Raw genomic sequence first — 13836 nt, 5'->3', positions numbered from 1 at the left:
CGAGGGTGGGGTCCGGGATGACGGAACGGAAGGTGCGCTGGGGCATCCTGGCGACCGGTGGGATCGCGGCGGCGTTCACCGCGGATCTGGTCGATCTGGTGGACGCCGAGGTGGTGGCGGTGGCCTCCCGGTCACAGGCCTCGGCGGACGCGTTCGCGGAGCGGTTCGGGATACCGCGGGCGTACGGCGACTGGGCGGCGCTGGCCGGTGACCCGGACATCGATGTCGTGTACGTCGCCACTCCGCACTCGGCGCATCGCGCGGCGGCCGGTCTGTGTCTGGAGGCCGGGCGGAACGTGCTGTGCGAGAAGTCGTTCACGCTGAACGCCCGCGAGGCCGAGAAGCTGGTCGCGCTGGCGCGCGGGCGCGGGAGCTTCCTGATGGAGGCCATGTGGATGTACTGCAATCCGCTGGTGCGGCGGCTGAAGGCGCTCGTCGATGACGGTGTGATCGGTGAAGTGCGCCATGTGCAGGCCGACTTCGGGCTCGCGGGCCCCTTCCCGGCGTCACACCGGCTGCGTGATCCGGAGCAGGGCGGGGGCGCGCTGCTGGATCTCGGTGTGTATCCGGTGTCGTTCGCGCATCTGCTGCTCGGTGAGCCGTCGGACGTGGCGGCGCGGGCCATGCTCTCCGAGGAGCGCGTCGATCTGCAGACGGGGGCGCTGCTCTCCTGGGACAGCGGGGCGCTCGCCTCGGTGCACTGCTCCATCGTCGGCGGTACGGCGACCTCCGCGTCGGTCACCGGCTCGCTGGGCCGTATCGACGTACCGCACGGCTTCTTCTTCCCGGACCACTTCGTGCTGCACCGCGACGGACGCGACCCCGAGGAGTTCCGGGTCGACCCCGCCGACGGTCCCCGCAACAGCCTCAAGCACGAGGCCGCCGAGGTGATGCGCGCCCTGCGGGCCGGCGAGACCGAGTCGCCGCTGGTCCCGCTGGACGGCTCGCTCGCCGTGATGCGGACGCTCGACGCGATCCGGGACCGCATCGGCGTCCGCTACCCGGGAGAGGCCAACGAGCCGGAGCTCGTGCCGGCTTGAGCCCCGGCTCCCCCGCCTCCGTCACGAAGGGCGCGGCCGTCGTGACCGCGTTGGAGCAGGACCCGCAGGGCGGCCGGATCATCAACAACGGGTCGATCTCCGCCCATACGCCCCGGCCGCTCTCCGTCGCCTACACGGCGACCAAGCACGCGCTGACCGGCCTCACCAAATCGCTGTCGCTGGACGGGCGGCCGTACCGCATCGCGGTCGGGCAGATCGACATCGGGAACGCGGCGACCGACATGACCGCGCGGATGCAGACGGGCGCGCTGCAGGCCAGTGGTGAGGTCGCGCCGGAGCCCGTGATGGATGTCGCCGACGTGGCGCGCACGGTGCGGCACATGGCGGAGCTGCCGCTGGAGGCGAACGTGCAGTTCGCGACGGTGCTGGCGACGGCGATGCCGTACGTGGGGCGGGGCTGAGCCCGCACCTCGTTTGGTCACCCCGGCAACTTGCACAAACGGAATGCGGCCGTCTGCCGAATTACGGCCGGTGGCGGACTTATGCTCTACATCTCCTGCACCAGAGCTTCACACTTGGGACACTGGCCTTCCGACCAACCCGAGGGGGGGAGGCGGCAGCCGTGCCACGGCACCGGGTGGGGGTGGACCTCGCGTGGGACCGCGGGGTACGCACCGGTACGTGGCACGGCTGCCGCGTCAGTCAGGCTGACGCTCAGCGTCCGAGGATGCGGTCCACGTCGGCCAGCTGCTCCGCGGTGAGCGGTCCCTTCGCCAGCGCGCCCGCGTTCTGTTCGGCCTGGGCGACCGAGCGGAACCCGGGGATCGGGATCGTGCGCGGGCTGCGCGCCCACAGCCAGGCGAGGGCGCCCTGGGCGAGGGTGCGGCCGTCGCTGGTGAGGACGTCCTTCAGCGCGTCGATGCGGGCGAGCCACTCGGGGTCGGCGCCGGTTCCGTCCTCGAACCCCTGCAGCCAGGCCGGCGGCCGGCTGCGGATGTCCCCGGCCGGCAGCGCCCCCTGACGCTTCCCGGCGAGCAGGCCCATGGCGAGCGGACTGCGGTTGATGCTCGCGAGGTCCGTCTCCTCGCACAGGGCGATCATGCCGGGCGCGTCCTGCAGCACGTTGATCGCGTGCTGTACGGCCGTACAGTGCTCCCCCGCCGCGAACACGGCGGCGCGGTCCGGGTCGTCGGTGCTCCAGGCGTAGGCCCTGATCAGTCCCTCGCGCACGAACTCCTCGCAGACGTCGCGGAGTTCGGCGGCGCGAGCGGGGTCGGCGTCGGAGAGGTGCAGCTGGTAGAGGTCGATGTGGTCGGTGCCCAGGCGCTTCAGGGACGCGGTGAGCGCGCGGCGCGCGTACGCCGGGGAGTCGTCGCCGCCGGTGCGGGTGCGGGTCTCCTCGTCGAAGACGTTGCCCCACTTGGTCGCGACGACGACATCGGCGCGGCGTTTGCCGAGGGCGCGGCCGAGGACGCGTTCGCTGTGGCCGGCGCCGTAGGTGTCCGCGGTGTCGAAGAAGGTGACACCGAGGTCGAGGGCGCGGTGGACCGCCCGTACGGACTCCTCGTCGTCGACCTTGCCCCAGCCCAGCGGCTGCCCGTCGGTGTCCTGCCATTCGCCGCCGATCGCCCAACAGCCGAAGCCGAGCGCGCTGACCTCGATACCGCTGCGGCCCAGTGTCCGTGTGGTCTCCATGCCGGAGCACGCTAGGAGTTGGAGCGCACACCAAGGCAAGCCCTTGGACGAAACTCTTACGCCGGGTTACGCCTGTCCGGTCTCGAAGCGGGAGATCCTGCCGTCCTCCCCGACCTCGAAGTGCCACCGGGTGCGCATCTCGCCCCAGGTGTCGTTGCTGTAGTGGGCGACGAGGTCGCGGCCGTGGTTCGTCTCCTTGTCGACCTCCAGATGACCGTGGGAGGAGAAGATCTCCCGGTCGATCCAGTCGGTGAGGTCGCGGTCGGTGCCGTCGTCCGCCATGGTCGCGTCGGGCGCGAGGAGGTCCATGAACCGCTCGCGGTCATGGGCGTTGACGGCGCTGACGAAGGCGCGGACGGCCGGGTCGCTGAGTCGGGACGTCTGAATCGTCATGCCAGTCAGACTCACATCCCGCACCGCGGCCTGCCACCCGAACGGCGCCCCGGACGGGCCGGCCGGGTGTCGGGGATGCGACGGTGGATACGCGGGAGGGGACCGTTTCTGCTGTCTGTTCCGGGAGTCACCGTGAGTGTTTACGACCGACGTGATCTGGGCCTGCTGCTGCTCCGGCTGGGTGCCGGCGGAGTGCTGGCCGCGCACGGCACGCAGAAGCTGTTCGGTTGGTTCGGCGGCCACGGTATCGAGGGCACCGGCCAGTTCATGGAGTCCGTCGGCTACCGGCCGGGCCGGGTCAGCGCCACCGCGTCGGGCCTCGCCGAGACGGGCGGCGGTGCGCTGCTGGCGCTGGGTCTTGCGACCCCGGCGGCGGGCGCCGCGGCGGCCGGCGCGATGGGCGGGGCGGCCGCGGTGCACACCCCGAACGGCTTCTTCAACCAGAGCGGCGGCTACGAGTACGCCGCCACCCTCGGCCTGGCCGCGACCGGCCTCGCGGTCACCGGCCCCGGCCGGCTCTCCCTCGACCACGCCCTCGGCCATGTCTTCGACCGCGGCTGGATGGTGCCCGCGGCCCTCGCGGCGACGGCGGCGGTGACGGCGCTGGTCGTGGGGGCGCGGAGCTGTCGGCTGGAGAAGGACGAGAAGGAGGAGGGGGCCGAACAGTTCGAGGAGCAGGAGGCGCTGTTCGAGGAGTAGAGCCCGGTTCCGCACGTACCGGGGCGCGCTGTCCGGCGCCCCGCTCCCCGTGCCAAGCTGCCCGCATGACTGATCAGGCCACCCCCGCAGCGTCCTCCGTCGAAGCCTCCCCCGCGCCCTCCGCCGACCTGTGGGCCGCCGTAGACGACCTGTGGGCCTGGCTGGAGGCGAACCGGCCGGTCGGCGGCCGGGAGGGCATGCTGCTGCGGATGCTGAAGCTGTCGGAGGAGGTCGGCGAGGTCGCCGAGGCCGTGATCGGCGCGACCGGCCAGAACCCGCGCAAGGGCACCAGCCACACCTGGGAGGACGTCGAGTCGGAACTCTGCGACGTCGTGATCACGGCCCTGGTCGCCCTGCGCACGCTGACCCCCGACACCCGCGAGGTCTTCACGCGTCATCTGGCCCGGGTGACGGAGCGCTCGCTGGGGACGGCGTCAGCCTGAGCCGCCCCGGCGAGGAGGAGGAGGACGGCGGGGCGGTCGGGCGCGAGGAGCCGGCGGTTCTGCTTGAGTTCCTCCAGGCCGGGCAGCGTCACATCGAGGATCACCAGATCGAAGGTGAGAAGGACGTCGGGTGCATCGCGGTGAGCGGACGACGACTTGGGCATACGGCCACTTTGCCGGGGTGCGACATCCAGGAGCCCCGCGCCTGTCCTTCATGACCACGGCACAGACGCCTCCTACGATGTCCGCCGGTGAGTGGAGGAAGCATGGGTGCGGACATGATGGGCTGGGAGCCCGCCGGGCAGCGCTGGGCGGCCCGGGCGTCGCTGGCGTCGGCGGCGCTGGCGGTGCTGCTGCCGGTCGGCTTCGGGGGCGTGACGGGGCTGCTGCTGGTGGCCGCCGGGCTCGTCGGGGCGGGCCTGACGGCGGCCGCCGTGTGGTGGGCGCTGGCCAACCGGGGCCCGGTGCGGGTGCTGGCGGCCCTGGTCGCCGTCGCGGTGCCGGTCGGGCTCGTCACCCTGTTCGCGGCCACCCTGTGGTGGGCCCCGCTGGTGTCGGCGGCGCTGTGGACGCTGGCCGTCTGGGCCGGGCGGTACGCCCTGCGCAGCACTGGGTTCCGTGCGCCGCGCCAGAAGGAGTACCGGACGCCGGCACCGCAGCGCCCCTTCCTGATCATGAACCCGCGTTCCGGCGGCGGGAAGGTCGGACGCTTCGGCCTGACGGAGAAGGCCGAGAGCCTCGGCGCGCAGGTCGCGCTGCTCGATCCCGAGAAGCACCAGGACGTCACCGTCCTGGCCCGGGACGCGGTGGCGCGGGGCGCGGACCTGCTGGGTGTCGCGGGCGGCGACGGCACCCAGGCGCTCGTCGCCGCGGTCGCCGCCGAGCACGGCGTGCCGTTCATGGTCGTCACCGCCGGCACCCGCAACCACTTCGCCATGGACCTCGGCCTCGACCGCGACGACCCCGCCGCGTCCCTCGACGCGCTGACCGACGGCGTCGAACTCCGCGTCGACCTCGGCTACGCGGGCGACCATCCCTTCGTCAACAACGCGTCGTTCGGCACCTACGCCGCCGTCATCCAGAGCCCCGCCTACCGCGCCGACAAGGTGGGCACCGCGCTGGACCTCCTCCCCGACCTGCTCACCCGTAAGCAGGGCGCACGGCTCACGGCCCGCGTACGGCGCACGGTCCTCACCGACCCGCACGCGGTGCTGGTCAGCAACAACCCCTACCGCACGGACGACCCCCTCGGCCTCGGCCGGCGCCGACGGCTCGACTCCGGGGTCCTCGGCGTGCTGGGCGTCAGGGTGGACAACGCGGCGGAGGCGGCGGCCCTGCTCCTGGACCCCCAGCCGGCCGGCCTCACCATCATGACGGCGCGTGAAGTGGTCGTGGATGCCGACCGCCCCGAAATCGAGGTCGGCCTGGACGGCGAGGCCCTGACCCTCCCCACCCCCGTCCACTGCCGCATCACCCCGGGCGCCCTCCGCGTCCGCGTCCCCCGGCACCGGCCCGGGGTACCGGAGGCCCCACCGCGCCTGAACTGGCGACGGTTGCGCAAACTGGCGGCATCGGTGGGGCGGACGGCGGCGCCGCGGCGGGCGGGGTGGCGGACGTGGGGCGGGTGAGGGAGCCGCGCGGGCGGGGTGGCGGACGCGCGGCAGGGGATCGGCCGTGCCGGCTTTCTCGGCCTTCTCGGCAACGGGCCGCCAGGCCGCGCGGCAGGACGGCGGCGGCCGCCTGTTGGGTGCCGGCCCAGGGCAGGGCCGGGTTTTCCGGCCGTGAGGTGGGGAACTCGTTCTCGCGCAACGAGAGGTAGCAGAGGATCGGACCGGTTCCCGGCAGGACCGGATGCAGAAGGAAGATGAAGCACCGTGACCGCGGACGTCAGGAAGAGCAGCGCCATCCGTCGGCCCGATACGGGCTGGGAGAAGGAGCGCCGTCGGCGCGGGAGCGGAGTACGTACCTGTGTTCCGGCGACCGTCGACGCGGGCGCCCGGCAGCCCCTGACGGACGCCGAGTGGAACATCGTCAGGGGCGAGGACTGACACACCGGACCCGCGAGGGGAAACCAGGAGAAAAGGGCCGGAGGGACCAGCTGAGTGTCTCTCCGGCCCCGGCACACCCGACCGCTCAGGGGCCGGGCCGTCGGCTGACCTCACCTTCCGACAGGAGCCCGCGCAGGACGGCCTGTACCTCGGGCAGGTGTTCGTTGAGGTAGAAGTGGCCGCCCTTGAAGGTGCGCAGCGCGAAGGCGTGGGTGGTGTGTTCGGCCCAGGCGGCCGCCTCCTCCGCGGTGACCTGGGGGTCGTTGTCCCCGGTGAGGACGGTGACGGGCGTCCGCAGGGGCGGTCGCGGGGTGTGGCGGTAGGTCTCGATGGCCTCGTAGTCGCCGCGGACCGCGGGGAGGATCATCGCGCGCAGTTCGGGATCGTCCAGGAAGGCGGGGTCCACGCCGCCGAGCCGCCGCAGTTCGGCCACGACTCCTTCCTCGTTCCGCAGGTGGACCGATTCGGCACGGTGCCGTGAGGGTGCCCGGCGGCCGGAGGCGACCAGCGCCCGGGGAGCGATGCCCGCCGCCTCGAGCCGGACGGTCACCTCGTAGCCGAGGAGGGCGCCCATGCTGTGGCCGAAGACGACGAACGGGCGGTCGGCCCAGGGGGCGAGCGCGTCCGCGACGAGGTCGGCGAGGTCTGTGAGACGGGTGATGCCTGGCTCGGCGCGGCGGTCCTGCCGGCCGGGGTACTGGATCGCCAGCACGTCCGCCACGGGGGCGAGCGCGCGGGCGAGGGGGGCGTAGGAGGCGGCCGAACCGCCCGCGTGCGGCAGGCAGACCAGCCGTACGGGGGCCTCGGGGGTCGGCTGGAAGCGCCGGATCCAGGGGTCGGCCGGAGTGGTGGGTTCGCGGGCCGCACGGCCGCCCGGTGAGGGGCGGCCGTGCTCCGCCGTGGCCGTGCTCACCGGGCCTCGGCGGGTGTCAGGGCGAGCAGTGCCCGGGCCGCGAGCCGGTAGCCCGTGGCCCCGAGGCCGGCGATGAGACCGTCCGCGATGGGGGCGATCACCGACGCGTGCCGGAAGGACTCCCGTGCCCAGATATTGGAAATGTGCACCTCTATCCAGGGCCGCGGGTAACTGGCGAGTGCGTCCCGCAGGCTCCATCCCGCGATCATCAGCGCCCCGGGATTCACAATGGCCCCGACCGTGTCATAACTGTCCTGAATGGCACGGATCAGTTCCGCCTCCGATTCATGCTGAACGCTCTTCACCTTCCAGCCGCGGTCGGCGATCTCGTCCGCCACGGCGTCGGCGATGTCGCCCAGGGTCTCGGTGCCGTAGATCTCTGGCTCGCGGCGCCCGAGGATGCCGAGGTTCGGTCCGTTCAACAGCAGCAGTTCGCTCATATCGCCTCCAGATGACTGCACTGCTCAAAAAGCTAAAGCACTACCCCGCGCGGTGGAATTGGCACTCCTTTACGGACCCCTTGACAAGGGGGACATAGGGGTCCTGTAGGGGGATGACCGGGCCGCTTCGGCGCCGGTAGATTCGCGGCACAGCTTTTGACCGCGAAGGAGCGAAAGAGAAATGACTCAGAATTCTCGGCCGAAGCCCGAATTCCCGGTGTGGCCGCAGTTCGGAGAAGAAGAGCGCACCGGTCTCGTCCGCGCTCTCGACCAGGGCCAGTGGTGGCGCATGGGCGGCAGCGAGGTCGACACCTTCGAGGAGGAGTTCGGCGCGTACCACGGCACCCCGCACGCCCTGGCGGTCACCAACGGCACGCACGCCCTGGAACTCGCCCTGCAGGTCCTGGGCGTGGGCCCCGGCACCGAGGTCATCGTGCCGGCGTTCACCTTCATCTCCTCGTCACAGGCCGCCCAGCGGCTGGGTGCCGTCGCCGTGCCGGTGGACATCGACCCGGGCACCTTCAACATCGACCCGGTGGCCGCCGCGAACGCCGTCACCCCGCGCACCGCGGCGATCATGCCGGTGCACATGGCCGGGCAGATGTGCGACATGGACGCGCTGGCCAAGCTGTCCGCGGACAGCGGCGTACCGCTGATCCAGGACGCCGCGCACGCGCACGGCGCGGAGTGGGCGGGCCGGAAGGTCGGCGAGCTGGGCGCGGTCGCCGCGTTCAGCTTCCAGAACGGCAAGCTGATGACGGCCGGCGAGGGCGGCCTCGTCACCTTCGTGGACGCCGGGCAGCGCGAGGAGGCGTTCCTGCGCCACAGCTGCGGCCGCCCGAGCAGCGACCGGTACTACTTCCACAAGACGTCGGGCTCCAACTTCCGGATGAACGAGTTCTCCGCGAGTGTGCTGCGCGCCCAACTGGCCCGCCTCGGCGGCCAGATCGACACCCGGGAGCGCAACTGGCCGGTGCTGTCCGGGCTGCTGGCCCAGATCGACGGCGTGCAGCCGCAGCTCATCGACGAGCGGGTCACCCGCAACCCGCACTACATGGCCATGTTCCGGATCCCCGGCATGAGCGCCGAGCGCCGTAACCGGCTCGTCGACGCGCTCATCGAGCGCGGCCTGCCGGCGTTCGCCGCGTTCCGCGCGATCTACCGCTCCGACGGCTTCTGGGAGACCGGCGCACCCGAGGAGTCCGTCGAGGCGATCGCCGCCCGCTGCCCGCACACCGAGGCCGTGTACGCGGACGCGATCTGGCTGCACCACCGCACCCTGCTCGGCACCGAGCAGCAGATGCACGAGATCGCCGACATCCTCTCCGAGACCCTGGCGACACTGTGACCCCGCCGGTACGCGTGGCCGTCGTGGGGCTCGGCTGGGCGGGACGGGAGATCTGGCTGTCCCGGCTGGCAGCGCACCCGGCGTACCAGGTGGTCGCGGTGGCGGACCCGTCCCCCGCCGCCCGTGAGGCCGCCGCGGCGGCGTGGCCGGACGTCCGGGTGCTGGCCGACGTCGCGGAGGTGACCCCGGATCTGGCGGACCTCGCCGTGGTCGCCGTACCCAACCATCTGCACAGCCCGGTCGCCTGCGGGCTGCTGCACCGGGGAGTGCCGGTCTTCCTGGAGAAGCCGGTCTGCCTCACCTCCGCCGAGGCGGACCAGCTGGCCGCGGCGGAGCGCGAGGCGGGTGCGGTGCTGCTCGCGGGCAGCGCCGCCCGCTACCGCGCGGACGTCGCCGCCCTGGCCGCGGCCGTGGCCCGCGAGGCCGGCGAGGTCCGGCACGTGGAGGTGTCCTGGGTGCGGGCGAAGGGGGTGCCGGACGCGGGCGGCTGGTTCACCCGCAGCGACCTGTCCGGCGGCGGCGCCCTGGTCGACCTGGGCTGGCACCTGCTGGACACGGTCACCCCGCTGCTCGGCCCGGTCGACTACGAGCACGTCCTCGGCACGGTCTCCGGCGACTTCATCAACGCCGCAGCGCACGGCACCTCCTGGCGTCACGGCGGCGGTCCGGCCCCGGCCGGCGGCGGGGACGTCGAGGACACCGCGCGGGGTTTCCTGGTCACCTCGAGCGGCATCTCGGTGGCCCTGCGCGCCAGTTGGGCCTCGCACGAGGCGCTCGACACCACCACCATCCGCGTCGAGGGCAGCGCGGCGGCGGTCTCGCTGCGCTGCACCTTCGGCTTCAGCCCCAACCGCGCGGGCGGCTCACACCTGGTCCTCAGCCACGCGGGCGAGTCCCTGCCGGTCCCTTTCGACGGCGAGCCCGTCGGCGCGGAGTACGACCGTCAGCTCGACGCCCTGCCACAACTCCTCGCCGACCCCGGCTACCAGGGCAGGGCCGTCGCCGAGGCCCGGCGCACCATCACCGTCATCGAGCGCCTCTACGGCTCGGCCCGCCGGATCCGGTCCGCGCCGACGCCGGCGCCGGTCGCCGTGGTGTGAGCAGGACCGGCACCCCTTACACACCCATACCGACGTCAGGGAGATCCCCATGCACTCTGGTATCACCTTCGCCCCCGGAACAACCGGCACGATCGGTACAGCGGTCACGACCGCCGGTCCCTTCGCCCATCCCAAGAGCGTGGTCATCTTCGATCTCGACGGAGTGATCGTGGACAGCTTTCCGGTCATGCGGGAGGCGTTCACGATCGCCTATGCCGAGGTCGTCGGGGACGGAGAGGCCCCGTTCGACGAGTACGAGCGCCATCTCGGGCGATATTTCCCGGACATCATGAGGATCATGGGGCTGCCGCTGGAGATGGAGGGTCCCTTCGTCCGGGAGAGCTACCGGCTCGCCGGCCGGGTCCCGCTGTTCCCCGGCGTCACCCCGCTCCTCCAGGAGCTGCGCGAGCGCGGGTTCCGCACCGCGATAGCCACCGGCAAGGCGGGCGACCGGGCCCGGCATCTGCTGGACACGCTCGGGGTCCTCCACTGCTTCGACCATGTGCTCGGCTCCGACGAGGTGGCCCGTGCCAAGCCGGCGCCGGACATCGTGCTGCGCGCGCTGGAGCTGCTCGGTGCCCGCCCCGAGGAGGCCCTGATGGTCGGCGACGCCGTCACCGACATCGCGGCGGCACGCGGCGCCGGGGTGGACGCGGTGGCCGCGCTGTGGGGCGAGTGCGACGCGGCCGAGCTGCTCACCGCCGACCCCGACGCGGCCCTGCACCGGCCGGCCGAACTGCTGGCACTGTGCCCGGCGGTGGCGGGGGCCGTCTGACCGACGGCCGCCTCGGTCCCCCTCCCCCTGTCCACACCCGAAGCCCTTCTCACCGGCGGCGTCCCCCGGCCGCCGCGCGTCCGGCGGTTCCCCCCGACCGCCGCCTCGGCCCGGCCGGTGTCCCCTCCACCGGCCGGGCCGCGCGCTGTTCGAGTGGATGGCCGATTCCCGGCCGATGGTCCCCTCGTGCCGATAGTGGGTCCGGGCCGCGAACGGCCACCACGTCTGGGGGATCAGCCATGCTTGTCGAACGCGAGGAACATCTGGGACGGCTGCACCGCGTCCAGGAGGCCGCGCTCGCCGGGAGGGGCCGGACGGCGCTGGTCGAAGGCCCGTCCGCGACCGGGAAGACGGAACTGCTGCACGCCTTCGCCGACCGCGCGGAGGCGGCCGGCTTCCGGCTGCTGCACGCCATCTGCTCCCGGCCCGAGCGCACCCGTGCCCACGCGGTGGTGAACCAGCTGCTGCGCTACGCCGGCCCGCCGGGCCCCGGCGCGGCGGGGGCGCACCGGATCCCGCCGCCCACGGTGCGCTCCGCCGACGACCTGTGGGCAGCGCTGCTGGAACGTTCCGCCGAGGGGCCGGTCCTCATCGCCGTCGACGATGTCCAGCACGCCGACGAGCCCTCCCTGCGGATGCTGCTGCACCTCTCCCACCGGCTGCGCTCGGCCCGGATGGCCATGGTGTTCACCGACAACACCGATGTGCCCCCGGTCAACCTCCAGCTGCGCGCGGAACTACTGCGGCAGGCCGGGCTCACCCGGCTGAAGGTGAGCCCGCTCGGCGAGGCCGGCGTCACGGCGTTCCTCTCGCCGCGCCTCGGCCCGGAGACCGCGCGCCGGCTCACCCCGTACTTCCACACCACCACCGGCGGCAACCCGCTGCTGCTCGCGGCCCTCGTCGACGACTGGGAGGACTCCGACGGCGACGAGGCCGTCGGCCCGTCCTACTGCCTCGCGCTGCTGAGCTGTCTGCACCGGGGGGACGAGGCCGCGCTCGCGCTGGCCCGCGCCCTGGCCGTGCTCGGCCCGGACGCCGACGACGACACCGTCGCCGCCCTGGCGGAGGCACCGGTCGAACCGACCGTACGCGCGATGACCGCCGCCGGACTGCTGCGGCCCGACGGCAGGTTCCGCCACCCCTCGGTCCGGCAGGCCGTCCTGGACGACCTGTCCTCGCGTGAGCTGTCCGTCCTGCACCGGCGGGCCGCCCGGCTGCTGTACGACTCCGCGGCGCCGGCCGGCCGGGTGGCCCGGCATCTGCTCGACGCGGGCCGCGCCGACGAACCCTGGGCGGTACGGATCCTGCTGGAGGCCGCCGATCACGACCTGCTCTCCGACCGGCCCGCCGCGGCCGCCGTCTGCCTGGAGCTCGCCCAGCGCTCCAGCGGCGATCTGACCGAGCGGGCCGAGATCCTCGCCCGCCTCGCCCACACCGAGTTCCAGTCCGACCCCGGCACCGCGGCCCGCAGTCTCCAGCAGCTCGTCACCGCGGACCGGGCGGGCCGGCTGCGGTTCCCCGAATCGGCACTGCTGGTACGCCAGTTGCTGTGGCACGGGCGGTCCGAGGAGGCCGCGGAGGCACTCGGCCGGCTGCGCGCGGCGGCCACGGCGCGGGGCGATGCCTCCGGGGAGGAGACCGACCTGGAGCAGTGGCTGTCCTGGGCGCATCCGGCGCTCGCCCGGCCGGCCCGGATCCCGGTTCCGGGGCCGCGCCGACCGGGCGGGGACACCGTGGTGGCGCTGCGCAGCGAACCCTGGCTGGAGCGGGCCGCCGCCCTCGCCGGCGAGCTGGCCCGGGACCGGCAGGTCGCGGTGGAGCGGGCCGAGCAGGTGCTGTGGGACCTGCGGCTGAGCCGCTCCGCCTACTGGTCCGAGGAGGCCGCCCTGCTGGCGCTGCTCACCCTGGTCCACGGCGACCGGGCGGACAGCGCGGCCGAGTGGTGCGAGCGCCTCGTGATGGACGCCGCCGAACGGGCCACGCCCACCTGGCAGGCCGTGTTCCAGGCGGTCCGCGCCGAGATCGCCGTACGCCAGGGCGACCTGGCCGCGGCCGTGGAGCGGGGGCACTCCGCGCTGGAGCTGCTGCCGGCCAAGTCGTGGGGGGTGGCCATCGGGCTGCCGCTGTCCAGTCTGGTCGTCGCCACGACCCGGATGGGCCGGTACGACGACGCGCTGCGGCATCTGTCGCAGGCGGTGCCGCAGGCGATGTACGAGAGCTGGTACGGGCTGCTGTTCCTCCAGGCCCGCGGCATCCACCACCTGGCGACCCATCACCACCGCGCCGCCCTGGGGGACTTCCTGTCCTGCGGGGAGCTGCAGCGCAAGTGGGGCGTGCAGGCCCTCGGGCCGGTGCCGTGGCGGGCCGGTGCGGCCGAGGCGTGCATCCGGCTGGGCAACACGGACCGGGCCAAGCAGCTGGTGCACGAGCAGTTGTCCCGGCCTGGGGCGAGCGGCGGGCGGGCCCGCGGTATCGCGCTGCGGCTGTACGCGGCAACGTGTGCGCCGGGGCGCGGGCTGCAGTTGCTGACCGAGGCGCTGGAGCTGCTGGAGTCGGCCGGGGACCGCTTCGAACAGGCGCGGGTGCTGGGCGACATGAGCCGGCTGTACAACGCGGTGGGTGAACAGCGGCGGGCGCGGATGCTGTTCCGGCAGAGCCTGCACGTGGCGAAGGCGTGTGGGGCGCAGCCGTTGGCGCAGGAGCTGCTCGCGGGGTCCGCGGACAGTGGGGCGGCCCAGCAGGCGCCGGTGCCGGTGCCTGAGCAGCACGGCTCGGTGCGGGAACTGACCGGTTCCGAAATGCGGGTGGCCTCGCTCGCGGTCATGGGATACACGAACCGGGAAATCGCGGCGAAGCTCTTCGTGACGCCGAGCACGGTGGAACAGCACCTGACCAGGGTCTACCGAAAGCTGAAAATACAGCGCCGCCAGGACCTGCCGTCGTTCCTGTGGCCGAACGCGTCAAAGGCGGGATGAGGCCAT

At 73.1% G+C, this 13836-nt stretch carries 15 protein-coding genes; 10 read left to right on the top strand and 5 right to left on the bottom strand.

Annotation, left to right across the window (positions count from 1 at the left end; translation table 11 throughout):
* Positions 1 to 17 precede the first annotated feature (17 nt).
* Both AQJ91_RS00290 and AQJ91_RS00285 read left to right on the top strand, forming a co-directional pair.
* On the top strand, positions 18 to 1040 hold the full coding sequence (locus tag AQJ91_RS00290; protein WP_067014389.1) for a Gfo/Idh/MocA family protein: 1023 nt from the start codon (positions 18 to 20) through the stop codon (positions 1038 to 1040).
* Positions 1037 to 1462: an SDR family oxidoreductase gene (locus tag AQJ91_RS00285; protein WP_079084599.1), complete on the top strand. Its 426-nt coding sequence runs from the start codon at positions 1037 to 1039 to the stop codon at positions 1460 to 1462. The genes AQJ91_RS00290 and AQJ91_RS00285 overlap by 4 nt, the downstream gene beginning before the upstream one ends.
* Before the next feature lie 253 nt (positions 1463 to 1715).
* Here AQJ91_RS00285 and AQJ91_RS00280 read toward each other — a convergent pair whose 3' ends face one another.
* On the bottom strand, positions 1716 to 2696 hold the full coding sequence (locus AQJ91_RS00280; RefSeq protein WP_067014386.1) for an aldo/keto reductase: 981 nt from the start codon (positions 2694 to 2696) through the stop codon (positions 1716 to 1718).
* A gap of 66 nt (positions 2697 to 2762) precedes the next feature.
* Positions 2763 to 3089: a nuclear transport factor 2-like protein gene (locus AQJ91_RS00275; protein ID WP_067014383.1), complete on the bottom strand. Its 327-nt coding sequence runs from the start codon at positions 3087 to 3089 to the stop codon at positions 2763 to 2765.
* A gap of 132 nt (positions 3090 to 3221) precedes the next feature.
* On the opposite strand from AQJ91_RS00275, the gene AQJ91_RS00270 reads away from it, so the two are divergent.
* Positions 3222 to 3788: a DoxX family protein gene (locus AQJ91_RS00270; RefSeq protein WP_067014379.1), complete on the top strand. Its 567-nt coding sequence runs from the start codon at positions 3222 to 3224 to the stop codon at positions 3786 to 3788.
* Positions 3789 to 3853: 65 nt separating this feature from the next.
* Positions 3854 to 4231 carry a MazG-like family protein gene (locus AQJ91_RS00265; protein WP_067014376.1) on the top strand — a complete coding sequence of 126 codons (378 nt, stop codon included), beginning with the start codon at positions 3854 to 3856 and terminating at the stop codon, positions 4229 to 4231.
* On the opposite strand, the gene AQJ91_RS00260 is transcribed toward AQJ91_RS00265, so the two are convergent.
* Complete coding sequence (locus tag AQJ91_RS00260; protein ID WP_067014373.1) at positions 4183 to 4395, bottom strand: hypothetical protein; 213 nt, start codon at positions 4393 to 4395, stop codon at positions 4183 to 4185. The two genes, AQJ91_RS00265 and AQJ91_RS00260, sit on opposite strands and share 49 nt — an antisense overlap.
* 102 nt (positions 4396 to 4497) lie before the next feature.
* Between AQJ91_RS00260 and AQJ91_RS00255 the strand changes: the two genes are divergently transcribed.
* Together AQJ91_RS00255 and AQJ91_RS54270 are read left to right on the top strand one after the other, a co-directional pair.
* Positions 4498 to 5859 (top strand): diacylglycerol/lipid kinase family protein, encoded by a 1362-nt coding sequence (locus AQJ91_RS00255; protein ID WP_067014370.1) that lies wholly within the window; start codon positions 4498 to 4500, stop codon positions 5857 to 5859.
* Between the two features lie 246 nt (positions 5860 to 6105).
* Positions 6106 to 6279, top strand: coding sequence for a hypothetical protein (locus AQJ91_RS54270; protein ID WP_199847816.1), 174 nt, complete (start codon positions 6106 to 6108; stop codon positions 6277 to 6279).
* Between the two features lie 85 nt (positions 6280 to 6364).
* On the opposite strand, the gene AQJ91_RS00250 is transcribed toward AQJ91_RS54270, so the two are convergent.
* Positions 6365 to 7108 (bottom strand): thioesterase II family protein, encoded by a 744-nt coding sequence (locus AQJ91_RS00250; RefSeq protein WP_067015991.1) that lies wholly within the window; start codon positions 7106 to 7108, stop codon positions 6365 to 6367.
* Between the two features lie 80 nt (positions 7109 to 7188).
* Positions 7189 to 7632: a type II 3-dehydroquinate dehydratase gene (locus AQJ91_RS00245; protein WP_067014367.1), complete on the bottom strand. Its 444-nt coding sequence runs from the start codon at positions 7630 to 7632 to the stop codon at positions 7189 to 7191.
* Between the two features lie 181 nt (positions 7633 to 7813).
* On the opposite strand from AQJ91_RS00245, the gene AQJ91_RS00240 reads away from it, so the two are divergent.
* The 4 genes from AQJ91_RS00240 to AQJ91_RS00225 all read left to right on the top strand — a co-directional run bounded on the left by AQJ91_RS00240 (position 7814) and on the right by AQJ91_RS00225 (position 13830).
* Positions 7814 to 8980, top strand: a complete 1167-nt coding sequence (locus AQJ91_RS00240; protein ID WP_067014364.1) for a DegT/DnrJ/EryC1/StrS family aminotransferase — start codon at positions 7814 to 7816, stop codon at positions 8978 to 8980.
* Positions 8977 to 10080 (top strand): Gfo/Idh/MocA family protein, encoded by a 1104-nt coding sequence (locus AQJ91_RS00235; RefSeq protein ID WP_234381768.1) that lies wholly within the window; start codon positions 8977 to 8979, stop codon positions 10078 to 10080. Before AQJ91_RS00240 ends, AQJ91_RS00235 begins: the two co-directional genes overlap by 4 nt.
* Positions 10081 to 10129: 49 nt before the next feature.
* The gene (locus tag AQJ91_RS00230; RefSeq protein WP_079084597.1) at positions 10130 to 10855 is read left to right on the top strand and encodes an HAD-IA family hydrolase; all 726 of its coding nucleotides are present in this window, start codon (positions 10130 to 10132) and stop codon (positions 10853 to 10855) included.
* Positions 10856 to 11094: 239 nt separating this feature from the next.
* The gene (locus tag AQJ91_RS00225) at positions 11095 to 13830 is read left to right on the top strand and encodes an AAA family ATPase (RefSeq protein WP_067014361.1); all 2736 of its coding nucleotides are present in this window, start codon (positions 11095 to 11097) and stop codon (positions 13828 to 13830) included.
* Positions 13831 to 13836: the final 6 nt, after the last annotated feature.

This window comes from Streptomyces dysideae, from assembly GCF_001514305.1.
In the GTDB taxonomy this organism is placed as follows: Bacteria; Actinomycetota; Actinomycetes; order Streptomycetales; family Streptomycetaceae; genus Streptomyces; species Streptomyces dysideae.
This window is presented reverse-complemented; position numbering and strand designations above follow the sequence as displayed.